Source organism: Kitasatospora sp. NPDC059146, assembly GCF_042786665.1.
GTDB lineage: Bacteria > Actinomycetota > Actinomycetes > Streptomycetales > Streptomycetaceae > Kitasatospora.
The window spans coordinates 3270-21520 of record NZ_JBHZCY010000006.1; the positions used below are offsets into that span (position 1 = coordinate 3270).

Annotated in this window: 16 protein-coding genes and 1 riboswitch; of the genes, 6 read left to right on the forward strand and 10 right to left on the reverse strand. The window is 72.3% G+C overall.

The window, feature by feature from the left end; all coding sequences use genetic code 11:
* Positions 1-76: 76 nt before the first annotated feature.
* From ACFXPX_RS03800 to ACFXPX_RS03815, 4 genes are all read right to left on the reverse strand, one after another.
* Entirely contained in the window at positions 77-1846 is a 1770-nt protein-coding gene (locus tag ACFXPX_RS03800) for an ABC transporter substrate-binding protein (protein WP_375891533.1), read from the reverse strand.
* 65 nt (positions 1847-1911) lie between these two features.
* Positions 1912-2901, reverse strand: a complete 990-nt coding sequence (locus ACFXPX_RS03805; RefSeq protein ID WP_375891532.1) for an ABC transporter permease — start codon at positions 2899-2901, stop codon at positions 1912-1914.
* A gap of 456 nt (positions 2902-3357) precedes the next feature.
* Complete coding sequence (locus ACFXPX_RS03810) at positions 3358-4308, reverse strand: enhanced serine sensitivity protein SseB C-terminal domain-containing protein (protein ID WP_380639506.1); 951 nt, start codon at positions 4306-4308, stop codon at positions 3358-3360.
* 115 nt (positions 4309-4423) lie between these two features.
* On the reverse strand, positions 4424-5221 hold the full coding sequence (locus tag ACFXPX_RS03815) for an enhanced serine sensitivity protein SseB C-terminal domain-containing protein (protein WP_380521926.1): 798 nt from the start codon (positions 5219-5221) through the stop codon (positions 4424-4426).
* Positions 5222-5407: 186 nt separating this feature from the next.
* Positions 5408-5512, forward strand: a riboswitch (glycine riboswitch).
* A gap of 246 nt (positions 5513-5758) precedes the next feature.
* On the opposite strand from ACFXPX_RS03815, the gene gcvT reads away from it, so the two are divergent.
* The 4 genes from gcvT (at position 5759) to ACFXPX_RS03835 (ending at position 10215) form a co-directional block, all read left to right on the forward strand.
* Complete coding sequence (gene gcvT / locus ACFXPX_RS03820) at positions 5759-6880, forward strand: glycine cleavage system aminomethyltransferase GcvT (RefSeq protein WP_375891529.1); 1122 nt, start codon at positions 5759-5761, stop codon at positions 6878-6880.
* A gap of 99 nt (positions 6881-6979) precedes the next feature.
* On the forward strand, positions 6980-7360 hold the full coding sequence (gcvH, locus tag ACFXPX_RS03825; RefSeq protein WP_375891528.1) for a glycine cleavage system protein GcvH: 381 nt from the start codon (positions 6980-6982) through the stop codon (positions 7358-7360).
* An 83-nt stretch (positions 7361-7443) separates the two neighbouring features.
* Positions 7444-8712: a serine hydroxymethyltransferase gene (glyA, locus tag ACFXPX_RS03830; RefSeq protein ID WP_375891527.1), complete on the forward strand. Its 1269-nt coding sequence runs from the start codon at positions 7444-7446 to the stop codon at positions 8710-8712.
* Between the two features lie 135 nt (positions 8713-8847).
* A complete protein-coding gene (locus ACFXPX_RS03835) occupies positions 8848-10215 on the forward strand; it encodes an L-serine ammonia-lyase (protein WP_375891526.1) in 1368 nt (455 codons plus the stop codon).
* A gap of 99 nt (positions 10216-10314) precedes the next feature.
* On the opposite strand, the gene ACFXPX_RS03840 is transcribed toward ACFXPX_RS03835, so the two are convergent.
* Both ACFXPX_RS03840 and ACFXPX_RS03845 read right to left on the reverse strand, forming a co-directional pair.
* Positions 10315-11898 carry an MDR family MFS transporter gene (locus tag ACFXPX_RS03840; RefSeq protein WP_380639508.1) on the reverse strand — a complete coding sequence of 528 codons (1584 nt, stop codon included), beginning with the start codon at positions 11896-11898 and terminating at the stop codon, positions 10315-10317.
* Between the two features lie 25 nt (positions 11899-11923).
* Positions 11924-12517 carry an NADPH-dependent FMN reductase gene (locus ACFXPX_RS03845; protein ID WP_375891524.1) on the reverse strand — a complete coding sequence of 198 codons (594 nt, stop codon included), beginning with the start codon at positions 12515-12517 and terminating at the stop codon, positions 11924-11926.
* Between the two features lie 143 nt (positions 12518-12660).
* Between ACFXPX_RS03845 and ACFXPX_RS03850 the strand changes: the two genes are divergently transcribed.
* Positions 12661-13407, forward strand: coding sequence for a TetR/AcrR family transcriptional regulator (locus tag ACFXPX_RS03850; RefSeq protein ID WP_380521932.1), 747 nt, complete (start codon positions 12661-12663; stop codon positions 13405-13407).
* Here ACFXPX_RS03850 and ACFXPX_RS03855 read toward each other — a convergent pair.
* Both ACFXPX_RS03855 and ACFXPX_RS03860 read right to left on the reverse strand, forming a co-directional pair.
* Entirely contained in the window at positions 13404-13859 is a 456-nt protein-coding gene (locus ACFXPX_RS03855; RefSeq protein ID WP_380639510.1) for a nuclear transport factor 2 family protein, read from the reverse strand. The two genes, ACFXPX_RS03850 and ACFXPX_RS03855, sit on opposite strands and share 4 nt — an antisense overlap.
* A 91-nt stretch (positions 13860-13950) precedes the next feature.
* On the reverse strand, positions 13951-14592 hold the full coding sequence (locus ACFXPX_RS03860; RefSeq protein WP_375891521.1) for a hypothetical protein: 642 nt from the start codon (positions 14590-14592) through the stop codon (positions 13951-13953).
* Positions 14593-14764: 172 nt separating this feature from the next.
* Here ACFXPX_RS03860 and ACFXPX_RS03865 point away from each other — a divergent pair, with 172 nt between their 5' ends.
* The gene (locus ACFXPX_RS03865) at positions 14765-15058 is read left to right on the forward strand and encodes a hypothetical protein (protein WP_380639512.1); all 294 of its coding nucleotides are present in this window, start codon (positions 14765-14767) and stop codon (positions 15056-15058) included.
* 71 nt (positions 15059-15129) lie between these two features.
* Here the strand turns inward: ACFXPX_RS03865 and ACFXPX_RS03870 are convergent, their stop codons facing one another.
* Entirely contained in the window at positions 15130-16068 is a 939-nt protein-coding gene (locus ACFXPX_RS03870) for a DMT family transporter (protein WP_380639514.1), read from the reverse strand.
* A gap of 239 nt (positions 16069-16307) precedes the next feature.
* Positions 16308-18176 carry a ricin-type beta-trefoil lectin domain protein gene (locus ACFXPX_RS03875; RefSeq protein WP_380639516.1) on the reverse strand — a complete coding sequence of 623 codons (1869 nt, stop codon included), beginning with the start codon at positions 18174-18176 and terminating at the stop codon, positions 16308-16310.
* Between the last annotated feature and the right edge of the window lie 75 nt (positions 18177-18251).

Sequence of the window (18251 nt, forward strand, 5' to 3'; positions counted from 1 at the left end):
CCGCCGTCCGGGGTCTTCCGGACGGCGGCGGGCGCCGCTGCCTTCACCTGCCTTCAGGGATGCGGAGCCAGGCTCTTTACTTGGTGGTGCCGATGTTCAGGTAGTCGTACTCACCCGAGAAGGCCGGGGTGGACGCCAGGTTGGTGGCGCTGTCCGGGCGGTACAGGAAGACCTTGAAGTCCGTCAGCGGGACGTACACCGCGTTCTCCATGACCTTCTTGTCGATGTCGCCGTAGATCTTCTCGCGGGCGGCCCGGTCCGGGTTGACCGCGGCGTCGTCCAGCATCTTGTTGACGGCCGGGTCGTTCAGCTGGGCCAGGTTGCTGTTGCCGGAGGCCTTGATCGCGCGGCCGTCGACGATCTGCTGCAGGAAGCCGTAGCCGGTCGGCCAGTCGGCGCCCCACTGCATCATCATCAGACCGATGTTGTGGTCCTGGGTGTACTGCGGCGCACCGGCCGAGTCGGTCAGGTACTTGCCCTGCGGGAACTGCTGGATCTCGGCGTTGATGCCGATGTTCTTGAGCTGCGCCTGGATCGCGGTGGCCGCGGCGACCTCGGTCGCGCGCTCGGTGCGGGCGGACAGCACGGTGGTGAAGCCGCCGTCCTTGCCGCAGGCCTTCAGGGCGTCCTTGGCCTTGGCCTGGTCGCCCTTGTTGTCCTTGGTCTCGAACAGGTTGAAGTCCTGGTGGCCCGGGATGTCCGGCGGGAGCACGGTGTTGGCCACCTGGCCGCGGATCGGGCCGCCGAGCGCGGTCTGCACCGCGACCTTGTCGACCGCGAACTGGACGGCCTTGCGGCACTCGATGTTGTCGAACGGCGCGACCTTGGTGTTGATCGCCATGTAGACCAGGCGGCCGCCGTAGGCGTTGTCGGTCTTCGCCTTGAGCTTCGGGTCGCGCAGGATCTGCGCCTGGGTCTGCGGGTCGACGCCGCCGCCGACCAGGTCGACCTGGGCGTTGCCGGCCAGCAGGTCCTTGTCGATGGTGGCCTGGTCGATGTTCATCTTGAGCACGATCTTGTCCGCGAGCTGCTTGCGGATCGGGTCGGTGCTCTTGTCCCAGTTGGTGTTCGGGACCAGGACGGCCTGCTTGCCGTCCTCGTAGGACTGGAACTTGTAGGTGCCCGAGGAGACGACGTGCTTCACGTAGTCGGCACCGGTGTCCTTGGCCTGCGGGACCGGCACCGTCTGCGGGGCGCTGACCAGGTAGTCGAAGTCCGCGAAGGGGTGCTGCAGGTGGAAGACGATCGTGGTGTCGTCCGGCGTCTCGATCGACTTGAGGTCGCCGGTCTTGTCCTTGTACGGACCCTGGTACGGCGTGGGGTTGTCGACCAGCAGGTCGTGGAAGTACGTCGGGCCGTTGGAGTTCACCTCGGGCGCGAAGTTCGAGCGCTCCACGGCGTACTTGACGTCCTTGGAGCTGATCGGGGTGCCGTCGTCGTACTTGAGGCCGGCGCGCAGCTTGTACGTCCAGGTCAGGCCGTCCGCGCTGGGCTGGCCCAGCGACTCGGCGAGGTCCGGGACCAGCTTGTTGCCGTCCGCGCCGGCGGCCGGGTTGAAGGTGGTCAGCGGACGCCCGTACAGGCGCGAGAAGTTGTAGATGTAGGCGTAGTAGGTGTTGCCCGGGTCGAGGGAGTCCGGGGTGCCCTTCATCTCGTAGGTGACCGTCCCGCCCTTCTTGTCCGAGGCGTTGACGATCTGCTTGGTGGCCGCGTCGGCGCCGCCACCGTTGGAGTCGGCCGAGTTGGAGCTTCCGCTGGCGCTCTTCGGGCTGGACGAGCAGCCGGTGACGACCAGGACCGCGGCAGCGGCCACGGCGGTCAACGCGACGGTACGGGACCTACGCATGGGTGGGATCAACCCCTTGAGGATGTGGAGGAGGGAGGGCCTGGCGCCTGCGCATTGACGCAGGGTCAGTTGCTCTTGGGATCGAGGGCGTCACGCAGCCCGTCGCCGAGCAGGTTGAACGCGAGCACGGTGATGAAGATCGCGACACCGGGGACCACCATGTACTGGGGGTCGACCTGGTAGTAGTTCTTCGCGTCCGCCAGCATGCCGCCCCAGGAGGCCTGCGGGGGCTGGATGCCGACGCCGAGGAAGCTCAGCCCGGCCTCGAAGAGGATGTTGGTCGGGATCAGCAGGGTCGAGTAGACCAGGATCGGGCCGACCAGGTTGGGCAGCAGTTCCTTGAACAGGATGAACGGGCCGCGCGCACCGAGGCTGCGGGCCGCGTGGACGAACTCCCGCTCGCGCAGCGAGAGGGTCTGTCCGCGCACGATCCGGCCCATGTAGGGCCAGTTGAAGAAGCCGATCACGAAGATCAGCACCAGGATGTGCAGCGGCAGGCCGTGCAGGCCGAACGCGCCGCCCTGGAGCGAGGCGGAGATCGCGATGGCGAACAGCAGCAGCGGGAACGCCAGGAAGACGTCCATCAGTCGGCTGATCAGGGTGTCCACCCAGCCGCCGTAGTAGCCGGCCATCACTCCGAGCACGGTGCCGATGGTGTTGGAGAGCACGGTCGCGCCGAAGGCGACCAGCAGGGAGACCCAGGAGCCGTCGACCACGCGGGAGAGCAGGTCACGGCCCTGCAACGGGTCGATGCCGAGCAGGTGGTCCCCGCTCATCCCGCCCCAGTCCCCGAGCGGGAGTCCGCCGAGGTTGGCGTCCAGCAGGTCCGGGTTCGGCTGGTCGGGGTCGAGCCCGAACAGGGCCTCGATCGGGCCGGACAGGACGGCCAGGAGGATCAGCAGGATCACCACGACGCCGCCGGCGACGGCGGCCTTGTCCCGCTTGAAGCGGGTCCAGGCGATCCGACCGAGGGAGCGGCCCTCGATCGTCTTGGCCGGGCTCGGGGAGGCGGGCGCCTCGGGTTCGTTCCCGGCGGTAGTGATGGGTGCGGTCATGGTCAGTTGGTCCCCTCGCCGACGGTGGCCGGCCCACGGGTGCCGGGCGCCGGCTTCGGCGGTACGGCTGCGGACGTGCGGAGGTGCTAGGAGCAGGTGGTCGCGGCAGTGCGTCGTGCACGGGCAATGCCTCCACGCGGGATGGGCGTCGCGTGGATCGAGCGGTCGGCGTGCGCGTTCACCTTCGTGGGGTTTCCAGTACGCGCGATGCGTTGCGCAGAACTCTCTGTCATCCGAACTGGCTTGCGCCAGCCCTGACAACCGACAGATGCCCAACTGTGATCTGCCTGCATGCACGCCTCCGATCTTCGGCATATACCTCTTCACATGGGTGTAACTGCCATGTCAAGCTGCCTCTGCGGAGAGTGGGGAAATTCGTCCGGAAAGCACCGAAGCCGACCTGATGGTGAATCAAGTCGGCTTCGGGTGACAGATTGTGGTTATCGGGTTTGGTGATCAGCGCCCGGGGTAGCCGGGCCACTGCGGCTGGGCCGGCTGCCCCCAGCCCTGCGCGGGCGGCTGGGTGCCGTACGCGTAGCCCGGCATCGACTGCCCGGGTACCGGCTGCCCCGGCACCGGCTGGCCCGGGTACGGCTGCGGCACCGGCGGGTACGGGCCGGTCTGCGGACGCCCGGCCTCCCGGTCGAAGAACGGCCGCGCGTTGGCGCGCATCCACAGCGCCACCGGGTCGAACTCGTCCGCCATCGCCACCGTGGACACCGCGAGCCCCTCCGGGGCCACCGCGATCGCGCGCTGCATCAGCGCCCGCACCGCCTCCACGGCCGGCGGCGAACTCTCGTACAGGTCCAGGCCGATCGCCAGGTACGGCTCCCCCACCGCCGGCTGCACCCAGGCCCGGCGCAGCGCCCGCACCGCGCGCACCTCACCGGCCTGCCGCTCCAGCAGCGCGAAGAACTGCTGCGCGTCGACCTGCGGCTCGCTCAGCTTCAACGGACCGGCCGGCAGCCGGTCCAGGCCCGCGGCGACCCGCCGCAGGTCCGCCCAGGGCACGCCGACCCCGCCGCCCGGCGCGTGCGGGTTCAGCCACAGGCCCCAGCGGGTGCGGTACAGCGAGGCGGCGATCTCCCGTCCCGAGATGACCTCGTGGGCCCGCGCCCAGCCGGAGGCCGTCAGCTGCTCGGGCGAGGTGACGGCCGGCGCGTAGCCGTGGCCGCTGATCTCCATGTTCCCGTACTGCGCGTCCGGGCTGCCCGGCGTGCCGTGCCAGAGCAGCATCCAGACCTGGCCGTCGGCCAGCGCGTGCAGCAGCCGCTCGTACGCGTCGAAGCGCTCCGGCGCGACCTCGCGCAGAGCCTGCTCCAACCCGCCCGGGTCCGCGCCCGGGCGCCCGGCCGGTGCCTGGCCCCAGGGCCCCGGCGCCCCGCCCGCTCCCGTTCCCGCACTCATGCGCCCACCTCGCCGCGCCTCTTTCCTGAACCCGCCGGCCCGTCAGCCGCCTGCACGCACCCTATGGCGCGGCACCGGCCGCCGCCACGGCGACGTGCCTGTGAAGGATCCCCGCTCACACCCGCGAGTAGAAGGGCATGACCCGGGTCGACAGCCACTCGACCACCGGGTCGTCGGCGAGGTCGAGCAGCACGAGGTGGACGCCTCCCGGCAGCGGTGCGGTTCCCAGGGCTCGGCCGAGCGCCTCGTTCACCGCCCCCGGGTCGGCCGGGGCCGCCGGATCGAGCTGCACGCCCACGAACATCACGGTCGGCTCGCCCTCGATGCTGGCCAGCGCCCGGCGCGCGGTCAACACCCCCGGCAGGGCCGACAGTTCGGCCCGGCAGGCGGCCAGGAAGTGCTCCGGGTCCTCGCCCGGCACCGGCTCGCGCAGGGCCACCCGGCCGCCGGTCGGCCCCTCCGGCTGCTGCTCCCAGCGGTCCTCCCGGGGGCCGCGGCGCAGCTCCGCCACGCCCTGCGGGGGCACCGGGATGCCCACCGCCGCCTCCGGGTTGACCGCGATGCCCACGCCCAGCGGCAGCCCGCGGGCGAACTCCCAGGCCGGCGCGACGGCGAAGGCCATCCCCGGCGCCTGCTGCAGGAACACCTCCTGCGAGGAGAACACCGGTACGTACGGGGCCCCGGCCAGCTCGACGGTCGGCAGGTCCAGCGACTGCCCGGCCGGGTCGCCCCCGGCCGGCAGCGGGATCCACACCTGGCTGCGGGCCAGCACCTCGATCACCCGCGGGGTCGCCCCCGGGTCGCCCAGCGCGGCCGTCAGCACCTGCTCCAGCTCGTTCGCGGGCCACGCGCCGCCCGACGGCGCCGCCTGCGGCCCGCCCCACCCCTGCTGCTGCTCCACCGGGTACTCCATGCGCCGCCGATCCGGCCCAGGGCCGGGTCGGCCGCCCACTGCTGCGCCGACGCGATGATTTTAGGGCCCGGGTCCGCCCGACCGCGGTGTGACCGGGTCCCCTCTCCCCTCCTCCGCGAGGACGTGCCATGATGTGCGCGTCCGACGGCATGCGCCGCGGGCCCCCACAACTCCACACCGGCCGCTCGAACCCGCGCGGGAGAGCCCGGAATGCCCCTCGGGGGGCACAGCCGGCGCCGAAGGAGCAAGTCCTCCCCGGAATCTCTCAGGCCCCCCTACCGTGCGGGTTAGGCACATCTGGAAAGCGGCGCACGACCCGGTCGCGCGCCCACCCACGGTGCAAGCCGCCGTCCTGTCCCCGATGCTGGAACCAGCCGACGCTGGTGCCGGCTGCGGGCAGGTGGGCGGTGAAGCTCTCAGGTTCGACGACAGATGGGGAGACCCACGCCGCCGCATGCCCGCGCGCGGGGTCGGTCCCCGAGCGGGTCCGGTCCGGCGCGCGCACCCCTGAGTGCCCCGACCGAGGAGTTCCTGGCCATGTCGTCCCTCCGCCTGACCGCGCTCGACGCGCTGCACCGCGCCCTCGGCGCGACCATGACCGACTTCGCCGGCTGGGACATGCCGCTGCGTTACGGCAGTGAGCGCGAGGAGCACCTCGCGGTCCGCACCAAGGCCGGTCTGTTCGACCTCTCGCACATGGGCGAGATCACCGTCACCGGCCCGCAGGCCGGCGAGATGCTGGACCACGCGCTGGTCGGCTTCGTCTCCGCGCTCGGCGAGCTGCGCGCCCGCTACACCATGATCTGCGCCGAGGACGGCGGCATCCTGGACGACCTGATCGTCTACCGGCTGCGCGAGGACGCCTTCCTGGTCGTCGCCAACGCCTCCAACGCCCAGCTGGTGCTGGACGAGCTGATCGCCCGGGCCAAGGGCTTCGACGCCGTCGTCACCGACGACCGCGACACCTACGCGCTGATCGCCGTCCAGGGCCCGGAGGCCACCGCGATCCTGGCCGAGACCACCGACGCCGACCTGCCCGGCCTCAAGTACTACGCGATCCTCCCGGCCACCGTGGCCGGCCGGGAGGTGCTGCTGGCCCGCACCGGCTACACCGGCGAGGACGGCTTCGAGATCTTCTGCGCCCCGGCCGACGCCGAGCCGGTCTGGCGGGCGCTGACCGCCGCCGGCGAGGGCCGCGGCCTGGTCCCGTGCGGCCTGTCCTGCCGCGACACGCTGCGCCTGGAGGCGGGCATGCCGCTGTACGGGCACGAGCTGTCCACCGACCTGACCCCGTTCGACGCCGGCCTGGGCCGGGTCGTGCGCTTCGACAAGACCACCAACGAGGGCGCGTTCGTCGGCCGCAGGGCGCTGGAGCAGGCCGCCGCCGCGGCCGAGACCAACCCCCCGAAGGTGCTGGTCGGCCTGGTGTCCGAGGGCAAGCGGGTCCCGCGCGCGGAGTACACGGTGGTCTCCACCGAGGGCGCCCCGATCGGCCGGATCACCTCGGGCGCGCCGTCCCCCACGCTGGGCAAGCCGATCGCGATGGCCTACGTGGACGCGGCCCACGCCGCCCCCGGCTCCACCGTCGCGGTGGACGTCCGCGGCAAGCACGAGCCGGTCCAGGTCGTGGCGCTGCCGTTCTACAAGCGCGCCCGCTGAGGCCGTCGCCGCCCCTCGTTTTCCCATCGGCGCACGTCGGAGCCGTCCGTGCGGCGGCCCGCTGCGTCGTACCCGCTTCCCATCCTGGAGAATGACGCCATGAGCAACCCCCAGCACCTGCAGTACACCAAGGAGCACGAGTGGCTGACCGCCGCCGAGGACGGTGTCTCGACGGTCGGCATCACCAAGCACGCCGCCGACGCGCTCGGTGACATCGTCTACGTGCAGCTCCCCGAGGTCGGCGACACGGTGACCGCCGGCGAGACCTGTGGCGAGCTGGAGTCGACCAAGTCGGTCAGCGACCTGTACTCCCCGGTGACCGGCGAGGTCACCGAGGTCAACCAGGACGTCCTGGACGACAACAGCCTGGTCAACAGCGCCCCGTTCGAGGGCGGCTGGCTGTTCAAGGTCCGCGTGGAGGCCACCGACACGCTGCTCAGCGCCGCCGAGTACGACGCGCTCACCCACGCCGAGGGCTGAGCCCCGCCGGGACGGGCCGCAGCACGGCGGTCCGTCCCGCTCTCCCACCGTCCCTCCGCTCTCCTCCCCGGGAAGACCACACCATGACGGTTCTCAACCAGTCCCTGCACGCCCTCGACCCGGAGATCGCCGCCGCGGTCGACGCCGAGCTGCACCGCCAGCAGACCACGCTGGAGATGATCGCCTCCGAGAACTTCGCCCCGGTGGCGGTCATGGAGGCCCAGGGTTCGGTGCTCACCAACAAGTACGCCGAGGGTTACCCCGGCCGCCGGTACTACGGCGGTTGCGAGCACGTCGACGTGGTCGAGCAGATCGCGATCGACCGGGTGAAGGCCCTGTTCGGCGCCGAGCACGCCAACGTCCAGCCGCACTCGGGCGCGCAGGCCAACGCCGCCGCGATGTTCGCGCTGATCCAGCCGGGCGACACCATCCTGGGCCTGAGCCTGGCCCACGGCGGTCACCTGACCCACGGCATGAAGATCAACTTCTCCGGCAAGCTCTACAACGTGGCCGCCTACCACGTCGACGAGAAGACCGGCCAGGTCGACATGGCCGAGGTCGAGCGCCTGGCCAAGGAGCACCAGCCGAAGCTGATCATCGCCGGCTGGTCCGCCTACCCGCGCCAGCTGGACTTCGCCGCGTTCCGCCGGGTCGCCGACGAGGTCGGCGCGCTGCTCATGGTGGACATGGCGCACTTCGCCGGCCTGGTGGCCGCGGGCCTGCACCCGAACCCGGTGCCGTACGCGGACGTGGTCACCACCACGACCCACAAGACCCTGGGCGGCCCGCGCGGCGGCGTCATCCTGTCCAAGGCCGAGTGGGCCAAGAAGATCAACTCGGCGGTCTTCCCGGGCCAGCAGGGCGGTCCGCTGGAGCACGTGATCGCGGGCAAGGCCGTCGCCTTCAAGGTCGCCGCCTCGGAGGACTTCAAGGAGCGCCAGGAGCGCACCCTGGAGGGCGCCAAGATCCTCGCCGAGCGCCTGCTCCAGGCCGACGTCGCCGAGGCCGGCGCCTCGGTGCTGTCCGGCGGCACCGACGTCCACCTGGTCCTGGTCGACCTGCGCAACAGCCAGCTCGACGGCCAGCAGGCCGAGGACCGGCTGCACGAGGTCGGCATCACGGTGAACCGCAACGCCGTCCCGAACGACCCGCGCCCGCCGATGGTCACCTCGGGCCTGCGGATCGGCACCCCGGCCCTGGCCACCCGCGGCTTCCGGGCCGAGGACTTCCGCGAGGTCGCCGACGTCATCGCCGAGGCGCTCAAGCCCGCCTTCGACGAGACCGTCGCCGCCGCGCTCAAGGCCCGGGTCACCGCCCTGGCCGAGAAGTACCCGCTCTACCCGAACCTCTAGTTCGGCCGCGGGTGACCGGCCTCACTCCGGCCGGACACCTGTCACTCCGGGGCACCGCGCACACTGGAAGTGCGCGCGGTGCCCCGTTCCGTGCACCGCCCAGTCCCTCCACGAGACCAGACAAGGACGTCCCCCGTGGCCCTCAGTGTCTTCGACCTCTTCTCCATCGGCATCGGCCCGTCGAGCTCCCACACCGTCGGCCCGATGCGCGCCGCCCGGATGTTCGCCCGCCGCCTGCGCTCCGAAGGCCTGCTGGAGCAGGTGACCGCCGTACGCGCCGAGCTGTACGGCTCGCTGGGCGCCACCGGCCACGGCCACGGCACTCTGAAGGCCGTCCTGCTGGGCCTGGAGAACAACTCGCCCCGCACCGTCGACGTCGACCAGGCGGACAAGGACGTCGAGCGGATCGCCGCCGAGAAGCGGATCAACCTGCTCGGCGAGCGCCCCATCGACTTCGACCCCGACAGCCAGGTGATCCTGCACCGGCGCCGCTCGCTGCCGTACCACGCCAACGGGATGACCCTGTGGGCGTTCGCGGCGGACGGCTCGACGCTGCTGGAGAAGACCTACTACTCGGTCGGCGGCGGCTTCGTCGTGGACGAGGACGCGCTCGGCGCGGACCGGGTCAAGCCCGACGACACCGCGCTCAAGTACCCCTTCCGCACCGGTGACGAACTGCTCCGGCTCAGCCGGGAGACCGGGCTGTCGATCTCCGGCCTGATGCTGGAGAACGAGAAGGCCTGGCGCAGCGAGGAGGAGATCCGCACCGGGCTGCTGGAGATCTGGTCCGTGATGCAGGAGTGCGTGCGGGCCGGCATGAGCCGCGAGGGCATCCTGCCGGGCGGGCTGAAGGTCCGCCGCCGGGCCGCCTCGGGCGCCCGGGCGCTGCGCGCCGAGGGCATCGGGCCGGCCAACGCGATGGAGTGGGTGACCCTCTACGCGATGGCGGTCAACGAGGAGAACGCCTCCGGCCGCCGGGTGGTCACCGCCCCGACCAACGGCGCGGCGGGCATCATCCCGGCCGTCCTGCACTACTACCTGAACTTCATCCCGGGCGCGGACGAGGACGGCATCGTCCGCTTCCTGCTCGCGGCCGGCGCCATCGGCATGCTCTTCAAGGAGAACGCCTCCATCTCCGGCGCCGAGGTCGGCTGCCAGGGCGAGGTCGGCTCCGCCTGCTCGATGGCCGCGGGCGGCCTCGCCGAGGTCCTCGGCGGCAGCCCCGAGCAGGTCGAGAACGCCGCCGAGATCGGCATCGAGCACAACCTCGGCCTCACCTGCGACCCGGTCGGCGGCCTGGTCCAGATCCCCTGCATCGAGCGCAACGGCATGGCCTCGGTCAAGGCCGTCACCGCGGCCCGGATGGCGCTGCGCGGCGACGGGCGCCACCACGTCTCGCTGGACAAGGCGATCAAGACGATGAAGGAGACCGGGGCGGACATGAAGATCAAGTACAAGGAGACCTCGCGCGGCGGCCTCGCCGTGAACGTCATCGAGTGCTGATCTCGGCCCGCTGACGAGCGGCCCCCGGGCGGAACCCCGTACCGCCCGCGGGGCGCTCGCGCTTTCTCGGGCCCCTACCGCCCCCGGCGGGCGGCAGGGCTACGGCGTGGCCGCCCGCACCGCCGGGCTCGGGCTCGGCTCGGGGCTCGACGACGGGGCCGGGTTGGCAGCCGGGGTCGGCTTTGCGGCCGGGTTCGGGTTCGGCCGGGCCAGGAGGGCGACCGCCGTCGCCACCGCCGCCAGGCCGAGGCCGCCGGCCACCGCGCCGTGCAGCCCGCTGGTGACCGCCGCGCCGACGGCGTCCCGGACGGCCGGGGGCAGGCCCGCCAGCGTGGCCGGGGTGAGCCCCCCGCCGCCGGTCAGGTGGGCGGCGTCGGCCGGGCTCAGCCGCGCCTCCAGGCCGGCGGTCAGCCGCGCCGTGTAGACCGCGCCGAGGGCGGCCATGCCGAGCGAGCCGCCGAAGCTGCGCAGCAGGGTCACCACGCCCATCGCCGCGCCCATGTCCTGGCGCGGCACCGCGCCCATCGAGGTCAGCATGGTGCTCTGCATCAGCAGCCCGATGCCGATCCCGGCGACCGCCGTGAGCCCGGAGGCCACCGCCACCGGCGTGTCCGTCCCCAGGAACAGCAGCAGCACCGACCCGGCCAGGGTCAGCGCCCCGCCCAGCACCGGGTAGCGCCGTTCACCGCCGGGCCGGCCCATCAGCCGGGCGGTGACCAGCTGGGTGCCCATCATGCCGAGCATCAGCGGCAGCAGGAGCAGCCCGCCGGTGGTCGGTGTCGCGCCCTGGACGAACTGCAGGTACTGCGGCAGGTAGCCGATCAGGGCGAGCATCACCGCACCGGCCAGGAAGCCCAGCACCTGGGCCACCGAGAAGTTGCGGCTGCGGAACAGCGCGGGCGGGATCAGCGGTCCCGGGGCGCGCAGTTCGACCGGCACGAAGGCGGCCAGTGCGACCACCGCGACCACGCCGGTGCCGAGGATCAGCGGCGAGGTCCAGGCGTACGTCGTCCCGCCCCAGCTGCTGACCAGGGTGAGTCCGAGGATGCCGGTGGTCAGCAGGGCGACCCCGGCCCAGTCGAAGGGGACGCGGACCCGTTCGGCCTTCGGCAGCCGGACCGCGAGGGCGACCGCGGCCAGGGCGAACAGGCCGACCGGCAGGTTGACGTAGAAGGCCCAGCGCCAGCTGAGCCGGTCGGTGAGGAAGCCGCCGAGCAGCGGCCCGCCGACGAAGGCGATCGGCATCAGCACCCCGATCACCGACTGCACCCGGCCCCGGTCGGTGGCGGGCACCAGCACCCCGATCACCGAGAGCGCGCCGACCATCAGCCCGCCCGCGCCGACCCCCTGGAGCGCCCGGAAGGCGATCAACTCGCCCATGTCCTGGGCGAGTCCGGACAGTGCCGAGCCGAGCAGGAAGACCGCCACCGCCCACTGGTAGGCGCCCTTGCGCCCGTACAGGTCGCCGAGCCGGCCCCACAGCGGGGTGGCGGCGGCGGAGGTGAGCAGGTAGGCGGTGACCGCCCAGGAGAGGTGCTCCAGTCCGCCGAGGTCGCCGACGATGGTGGGCAGCGCGGTGCCGATGATCTGCCCGTCGAGGGCCGAGAGGAAGATGCCGAGCATCAGCCCGAGCACGCCGAGCAGCGGCGGCTTGGGGCGGTCGTCGGTCGGTTCCGTGGTCATGGCGGTTCCCCCTGTCCCGTCCGGTTCAGGCGGTGAACGGCCGGGCCTGCCGGGCATCCCGCAACGCCTGCGCCCACCAGTCCAGTTGGTCGAGCAGGGTCTTGGCGGCGGCATCGGCGGCCGGGTCCTTCGGCTTCCCGTCGGCGTCGAAGGCCTGGGCGGCGCCGTGGAAGCTGACCGTGTTGCGGATCGTGACGGAGTTCAACTCGGCCATCACCACGCGCAGTTGCTCGACCGCCCGGAGGCCGCCGGAGAGTCCGCCGTACGAGACGAAGCCGATCGGCTTGCCGTGCCACTGCTGGTTGTGCCAGTCGATGGCGTTCTTCAACGGCGCGGGGAAGCTGTGGTTGTACTCCGGCGTGACGAACACGAAGGCGTCGGCGGCCGCCAGCCGGGGCGACACCGCGGCGAGCAGCTCACGTTCCTGCTCCGGCAGTTCCGCACCCCAGGACGGCATCACGGTGGGCAGCGGAGTGGCCGCCAGGTCGATCAGGTCGGCGGTCATGCCGCCGCGGGCGTCGAGGTGGCCGAGCAGCCAGTCGGCGACGACCGGGCCGAAGCGGCCGTCGCGGGTGCTGCCGAGCACGACCGCGACCTTGAGGTTCTGCTCCGTGGACATGGGGGTCCCCCTCCAAGATGATGTGTACGCCGTATCGGCGATGGATACAACGTACACACTGATGCGTACGGCGTCTACTAGACGGATACGGTGTACACGCGAGTGATACGGTGGCCCCTCCCACCGGAAGGAGCCCGCCCCCCATGCCCGCTCAGCAGGCCCCCAGCGGGGACGACGACCAGGACAAGCCGCAGCTCTCCCTCTGGGAGCGGCTCGACCGCCCGGCCGCCGCACCGCGCACCACCCTGACCCCGCACCGGATCGCCGAGGCCGCGGTCGCCATCGCCGACGCCGAGGGCCTGGACGCCGTCACCATGCGCCGGCTCGCCACCGCGCTCGGCGTGGCCCCGATGGCCGCCTACCGGTACGTCTCCGGCAAGGACGAACTCATCGAGCTGATGGCCGACTTCGTCTACGGCCAACTCCCCCTGGACGCCCCCGCCGACGGCTGGCGCGCGGCCATGCGCTCACTCGCCGTCCACCTGCGCGCGATGAACCTGGCCCACCCCTGGATGGTCCGGGCGGCCACCCCGTTCTCCCTCACCCCCCACCAGCTCGCCGTCCCCGAGCGGTCCTTCGCCGCCCTCGCCGAGCACGGCCTGGACGCCGACACCACCATGGCGATCTTCCGCACGGTGGCCGGCTACGTCCACGGCTCGGTCGCCTCCGAGGTCGCCCTGGCCGCCCTGCGCCGCGACCACAACTGGTCCGACGGCGACGAGACCCGCGCCGGCCTGGCCCCCCGGATGACCTACCTGATGGGCACCGGCCGCTACCCCGCCTACCAGCAGTACCTCCAGCGGGCCACCCGCAAGGACGACCCCGCCTGGCACTTCGAGACCGGCCTCGACTGCGTCCTCGACGGCATCGCCACCCACTTCGCCATCTAGCTCCCGGCTTCCAACCGGGCGGCGACCGCACCGAGGCGCCCCATCGCGTGGGCGACGCCGAGGCCGTCCATGTAGTCCCGGACGTGCACCAGCAGCCCGCCCCGGGCGCGCAGCACCAGCAGCCCCGGCAGGGCGAACTCCGCGCCGGTGGAGGCGACCGTGCCGATCACCAGCTGCTCCACGGTGAGCACCTCGGGGTCCGCCCCCGAATGGACGGCCACCTCCCGGACCTCCCGCGGCCGGGCGTCGCTCGCACCCCACGCGGCCCGGTACCCGGCCCGGACCTCCTCCCGCCCCCGGTAGCGCGCGGGCATCCCCGGGAACAGGAACGGGAACTCGTGCACCCCGTCCTCGGCGTACAGCCCGGCCAGCGCGTCCGCATCCAGGTCGAGCATCGCCCGCCGGTACCGGGCCAGTAGGTCGAGCGGGCCGGGTGTGACGGAATCGGACATGGCCTCAGGCCCCTTCGTCAGCGGACGGGGACGCCAGGATCCTTGTACGGCAACCCACTTGCCCCCGCGCGGATCACTCGATCACCCCACCCTACCCACCACTGAGCGGCGACTCCCCCGCCACCTGGCAGCCCACCCCGCTCCCCCGCCGCTCCAGCAGCCGCGCCGCCGTCGCACGGGCGGTGCCCGCCGGAGCCCCGACCTCCACCAGCGCCCGTGCCACCCGGTCCACCGCCCCGGCCGCCGACTCCGAGCCGTCCAGTGCGGGCAGCAGCAGGAGTAGCCGCTCGGCGGGGTGGTGCACGCCGTCGGCTGCCCGGTCGGGCGCGTCGGCGATGCGCTCCAGCTCCGGCCAGCCGAGCCCCGCCCCGGTGCGGTGCCCGTCGTCCTGAACGAGCAGCTCCGGCCGGGACGACCCGGGGCCGATCAGCAGGTAGTCGATCCCGGCATCGCCGTCCAGATTGCGGTAGACCACCGCCACCGCCCGCCCGCCGTCGAACGGGATCCGGAACACCGGCCACGCCCCGGCGTCGTACAGCCGCTCGGACATCGCGTCGGCATCGGCACCGTCCGCCCCGAACCACTCGGGCTCCGGCCACCCCTCCCCGGGCCCGGGCCACCCCAGCCCGACCAGGTGGCACCACCAGAACCCGGCACACCCCAGCAATGGCTCGCCCGCCACCAACGGGTCGCCCCCGCTTCCAGGGACCAGCACCTCGGTCACAGCGTTCACGGCGCCAGTCAACCAGCCCCCGCCGCAGGGGAAGTCGGCCGGGCCGACTTCCGGTGCCGGCCTACGCAGGCGAGCCACTCGGGCGACACGCGGGGATTGCGCCCGCTCCGGCGGGTGGGGAGTTTGGGCCTGGGGCGCCCCGGCCCCGATCACCCACTCCCCAGGAGTCATCGTGCGACGTCTCGCGACCGTGTTCGGCGCCCTCGCCACCGCAGGGGTCATGGCCCTCACCCTGCCCGACACCGCCTTCGCCGCCCGCGGCGAGCTCGTCTTCGCCCCCGGCGAGGTCATCAAGAACCCGAGCGGCTGCTACAACGCGCCGATCGTTCCGCTGATCCTGGAGAACAGGACCGACGGGCCCGCCCGCGTGTACGACGGCGCGAACTGCACCGGAAGGGTCATCGCGGTCGTTCCTCCCGGGGGCCACACGGCACAGGAGTTCGGTGCCAGCGTGCGCATCGACTGACGGCGGGCCCGGCCCGGTTTCACCCGCTGCACCGGGAGTCGGCCGGGCCGACTTCCCGTGCAGATGTGCGTCTAGCGCCGTTCGGGGAGGGCGAGGAAGGCGAGGCCGGCAGCGAGGACGGCGAGGCCGCACCAGGATGCTGCCGGGAGGCGCTCGCCCAGGGCTGCGACGCCGAGGACGGCGGCGACGGCGGGTTCGGCGAGGGTCAGGGTGGTGGCGGTCTGGGCCGGGGTGTGCCGCAGGCCGTGGCCGTAGAGCCGGTACGCCAGGAAGGTGGTGACCACTCCGAGGTGCAGCACGACGCCCGCGCCGCGCGCCGAGGCCAGCCAGTGGAGGTCGCCGAGCAGCAGCACCGGGAGCACCAGCACCGCCGCCCCGCCGAACATCGCCCCCATCACCCCGGCGGCCGGCCGGCCGCCCCCGATCAGCCGCCCGGCGATCAGCGAGTACACCGCGAACGAGAGTCCGGAGAGCGTCGCCAGCAGCACCCCGAGGAGGTCCACCGCCCGCCCGCCACCGGCGAGTTCGGGCCCTAGCACGAGCACCGCGCAGCCGAGCACGGCCAGCGCCGTGGCCCCGGCCCAGCGCCCGCCGGGCCGCCCCTGCCGGGTGAGCCATGCCAGCAGTCCGGTGAAGACCGGCGCGCTGCCGAGCGCGATCACCGTCGCCACCGCGACCCCGGCGCGGGGTACGGCCGGGTAGAAGGTCAGCGGGTACCCCGCCACGGCGACGGCCCCGGCCGCCAGCAGCCACCGTTCCCGCGTCCGGCAGCGGCGGGGCAGCGACCAGGCGGTGCGGTCGGTGAGGAACAGCAGCAGCCCGCCGAGCACCAGCGCGGCCGCGCCGATGCCGGTGGCCGGGGCGCCGGCGGGCGCCAGCGAGCTGGCCGTCCCGGTGGTGCCCCAGAGCAGGGCGGTGACGAGGATCGGCACCGGCCCGTCGATCGGGCGGGTGCGGCGGGGGGCGGGGGTCAGGCGGGCGCGCGCGGGCGCGGACAGGCGATTCGGCACAGTCGTGAACTTCCGTCGTCGAAGACCGTCAGAGGAAAGGTTTCGAGAACGGGCGCACGCCGCTGAGCCCCTGGGCGGGGCTGCGGGGATCAAGCCACCGGAGCGGGCGCCCGATCAGGCGCGGAGGGGTGGCAGCGCGACGCGCCAGTACGGGTTCACGCCCCCGATGCTAGCGGGGCCGAAACGGCACCGCACGGGAAGTCGGCCGGTCCGACTTCCCGTGCGGCAGCGGTGAGCGGTCAGAGGAGCTGGAAGGTCCACTCCTGCTGCCAGCCCGACTTACAGGTCCACACGCCGAGCTGCTTGAAGTCGGCGTCGTGGGCGAGGCAGTTGTCGTCGTCGATCTGGACCCGGTACTTCCCCCCACCGAGGCTCTTGAACTGCCACTTCTGGTTGGAGGTGTCACCCCACGCCTGCTGCTCGGCGACGTAGGTGTCGGGGTTCTCGGTGAGGTTGTACCCGCGGTCGTTGACGATCCGGTAGCGGTCCCCGCCCAGCGGCTTGATCGTCCACTTGGAGCCCTTGTACCCCAGGACCCCGGCCACGATCGGCGAACCCCAGCTGGCGGTCTCGGTGGGCGCCGACGCGCCCAGCCCGTTGGCGAGCTTGAGGAACAGCGGCCGCTCGGTCGGAACGCTGGCGCCACCGCCACCGCCACCGCCGGTGACACCGCCCGTGCCACCGCCGCCGGTGCCGGGGTCGGGCTTGGTCGGCGTGGTCCCGCCGCCGGAGTAGCCCTCCAGCACCCACTCCTGCTGCCAGCCCGACTTGCACGTCCACACACCGAGCTGCTTGAAGTCGGCGTCGTGGGCGAGGCAGTCGTCCTCGGAGATCCGGATCCGGTACTTGCCGTTGCCGACCGGGACGAGCTGCCACTTCTGCCGGTCGGCGTTGCTCCACGGCTGGAGCTCGGCCATGTAGTTGCTGTTCTCGGTGAGTTCCAGCCCGTACGAGCTGGTGATCCGGTAGCGGCCGCCGCCCACCGAGGTGATCTTCCACTTGGACTCGTTGCCGCCCCGGATGCCCGGGACGACCGACGCGCCGGCCGAACCGCCGACCGGAACGGCGCCCAGCCCGTTGTCGAGCTTGAGGATCACGTCGGCGCCGTTGGCGGGCGTGGTCGGGGTGGTGGTCGGCGGGGTGCCGCCCCAGGCCCAGTTCTGGTTGGGCGCGTCCCGCTTGTCCTCGGAGCCGCAGCCCCAGGCCACCACCGGGCTGCCGTTGCCGGTCTGCGAGTTGAAGTCGTCGATGCAGACGTCCTTGGAGCGGTCCTCCTGGTCCACCAGGTGCCGGAAGCCGCCACTGGCCGACATGTTCCAGCGCTGCCCCGGATTGTCCAGGCAGTCCCAGACCTGGAGCTTGTTCCCGGGCGAGGTGTTGTTGCCGGGCAGGTCCAGGCACTTGCCGTTGGCCGCCTGGAGCCGGTACCCGTTGTAGGTCCAGCGCTGCGCGTCGCCGCCGTTGCACTCCCACATCTGCACGGGGGTGCCGTTCGCGGTGCCGTTGCCGCTGACGTCCAGGCAGGCGTGGTGGTCGCGGCTGATGTCGGGGGTCAGGCTGCCGGTCCGGGTGCCGTAGCCCGAGCGCCCGGGGAAGTGGATGCTGCGGACGTCGCCGTCGCACTTGTAGGGCCGCGCGGTGCCCGACCGGCAGGTCCACGACTCCTTCTTGACGCTGTCGCCGTCCTGGCCGACGAACGCCCAGTTCATGAAGCCGCCGTCGGTCCGGTTCCGGAAGGTCGAGTCCCCCTGGAAGACCCAGATCCGGAACACGTCGTAGCCGGAGGGGTCCTTCTTGTCCTTGTCCAGGAAATGGTTGAGCTTGTACGTGGTGTCGAGCAGCACGCCCTTCATGTCGGCCTTGTACTCGCCCTTGAACCATTCGGTGTCGTACAGGTCGGTGCCCACCGTCTTGTACACCAGGACGTTGAACCCCGGGAACTTCTGGCTCAGCTTGGACGCGGTGCTCTGGGTGAACTCCGCGTTGTCCAGCTTGTTGTTGTTCGCGGCGGCGCGCATGCCCCGGATCATGTCGAAGGCCGAATTGATCAGCGCCGTCATGCAGTTGCCGCCGCCCACGGAGGCCGGGGTGCCGCAGGTCGTGTCCACGGGGGGCGCCGCCGACGCCGTCGGGGCCTGAACAGCGAGGCCGCCGGACACGGCGACTGCGGCGAGCCCACAGGC

Bases quoted from the DNA above. Each gene is read 5' to 3' on its own strand.
- ACFXPX_RS03800 (WP_375891533.1), bottom strand. From the start codon at position 1,846: ATGCGTAGGTCCCGTACCGTCGCGTTGACCGCCGTGGCCGCTGCCGCG.
- ACFXPX_RS03805 (WP_375891532.1), bottom strand. From the start codon at position 2,901: ATGACCGCACCCATCACTACCGCCGGGAACGAACCCGAGGCGCCCGCC.
- ACFXPX_RS03810 (WP_380639506.1), bottom strand. From the start codon at position 4,308: ATGAGTGCGGGAACGGGAGCGGGCGGGGCGCCGGGGCCCTGGGGCCAG.
- ACFXPX_RS03815 (WP_380521926.1), bottom strand. From the start codon at position 5,221: ATGGAGTACCCGGTGGAGCAGCAGCAGGGGTGGGGCGGGCCGCAGGCG.
- gcvT (WP_375891529.1), top strand. From the start codon at position 5,759: ATGTCGTCCCTCCGCCTGACCGCGCTCGACGCGCTGCACCGCGCCCTC.
- gcvH (WP_375891528.1), top strand. From the start codon at position 6,980: ATGAGCAACCCCCAGCACCTGCAGTACACCAAGGAGCACGAGTGGCTG.
- glyA (WP_375891527.1), top strand. From the start codon at position 7,444: ATGACGGTTCTCAACCAGTCCCTGCACGCCCTCGACCCGGAGATCGCC.
- ACFXPX_RS03840 (WP_380639508.1), bottom strand. From the start codon at position 11,898: ATGACCACGGAACCGACCGACGACCGCCCCAAGCCGCCGCTGCTCGGC.
- ACFXPX_RS03845 (WP_375891524.1), bottom strand. From the start codon at position 12,517: ATGTCCACGGAGCAGAACCTCAAGGTCGCGGTCGTGCTCGGCAGCACC.
- ACFXPX_RS03850 (WP_380521932.1), top strand. From the start codon at position 12,661: ATGCCCGCTCAGCAGGCCCCCAGCGGGGACGACGACCAGGACAAGCCG.
- ACFXPX_RS03855 (WP_380639510.1), bottom strand. From the start codon at position 13,859: ATGTCCGATTCCGTCACACCCGGCCCGCTCGACCTACTGGCCCGGTAC.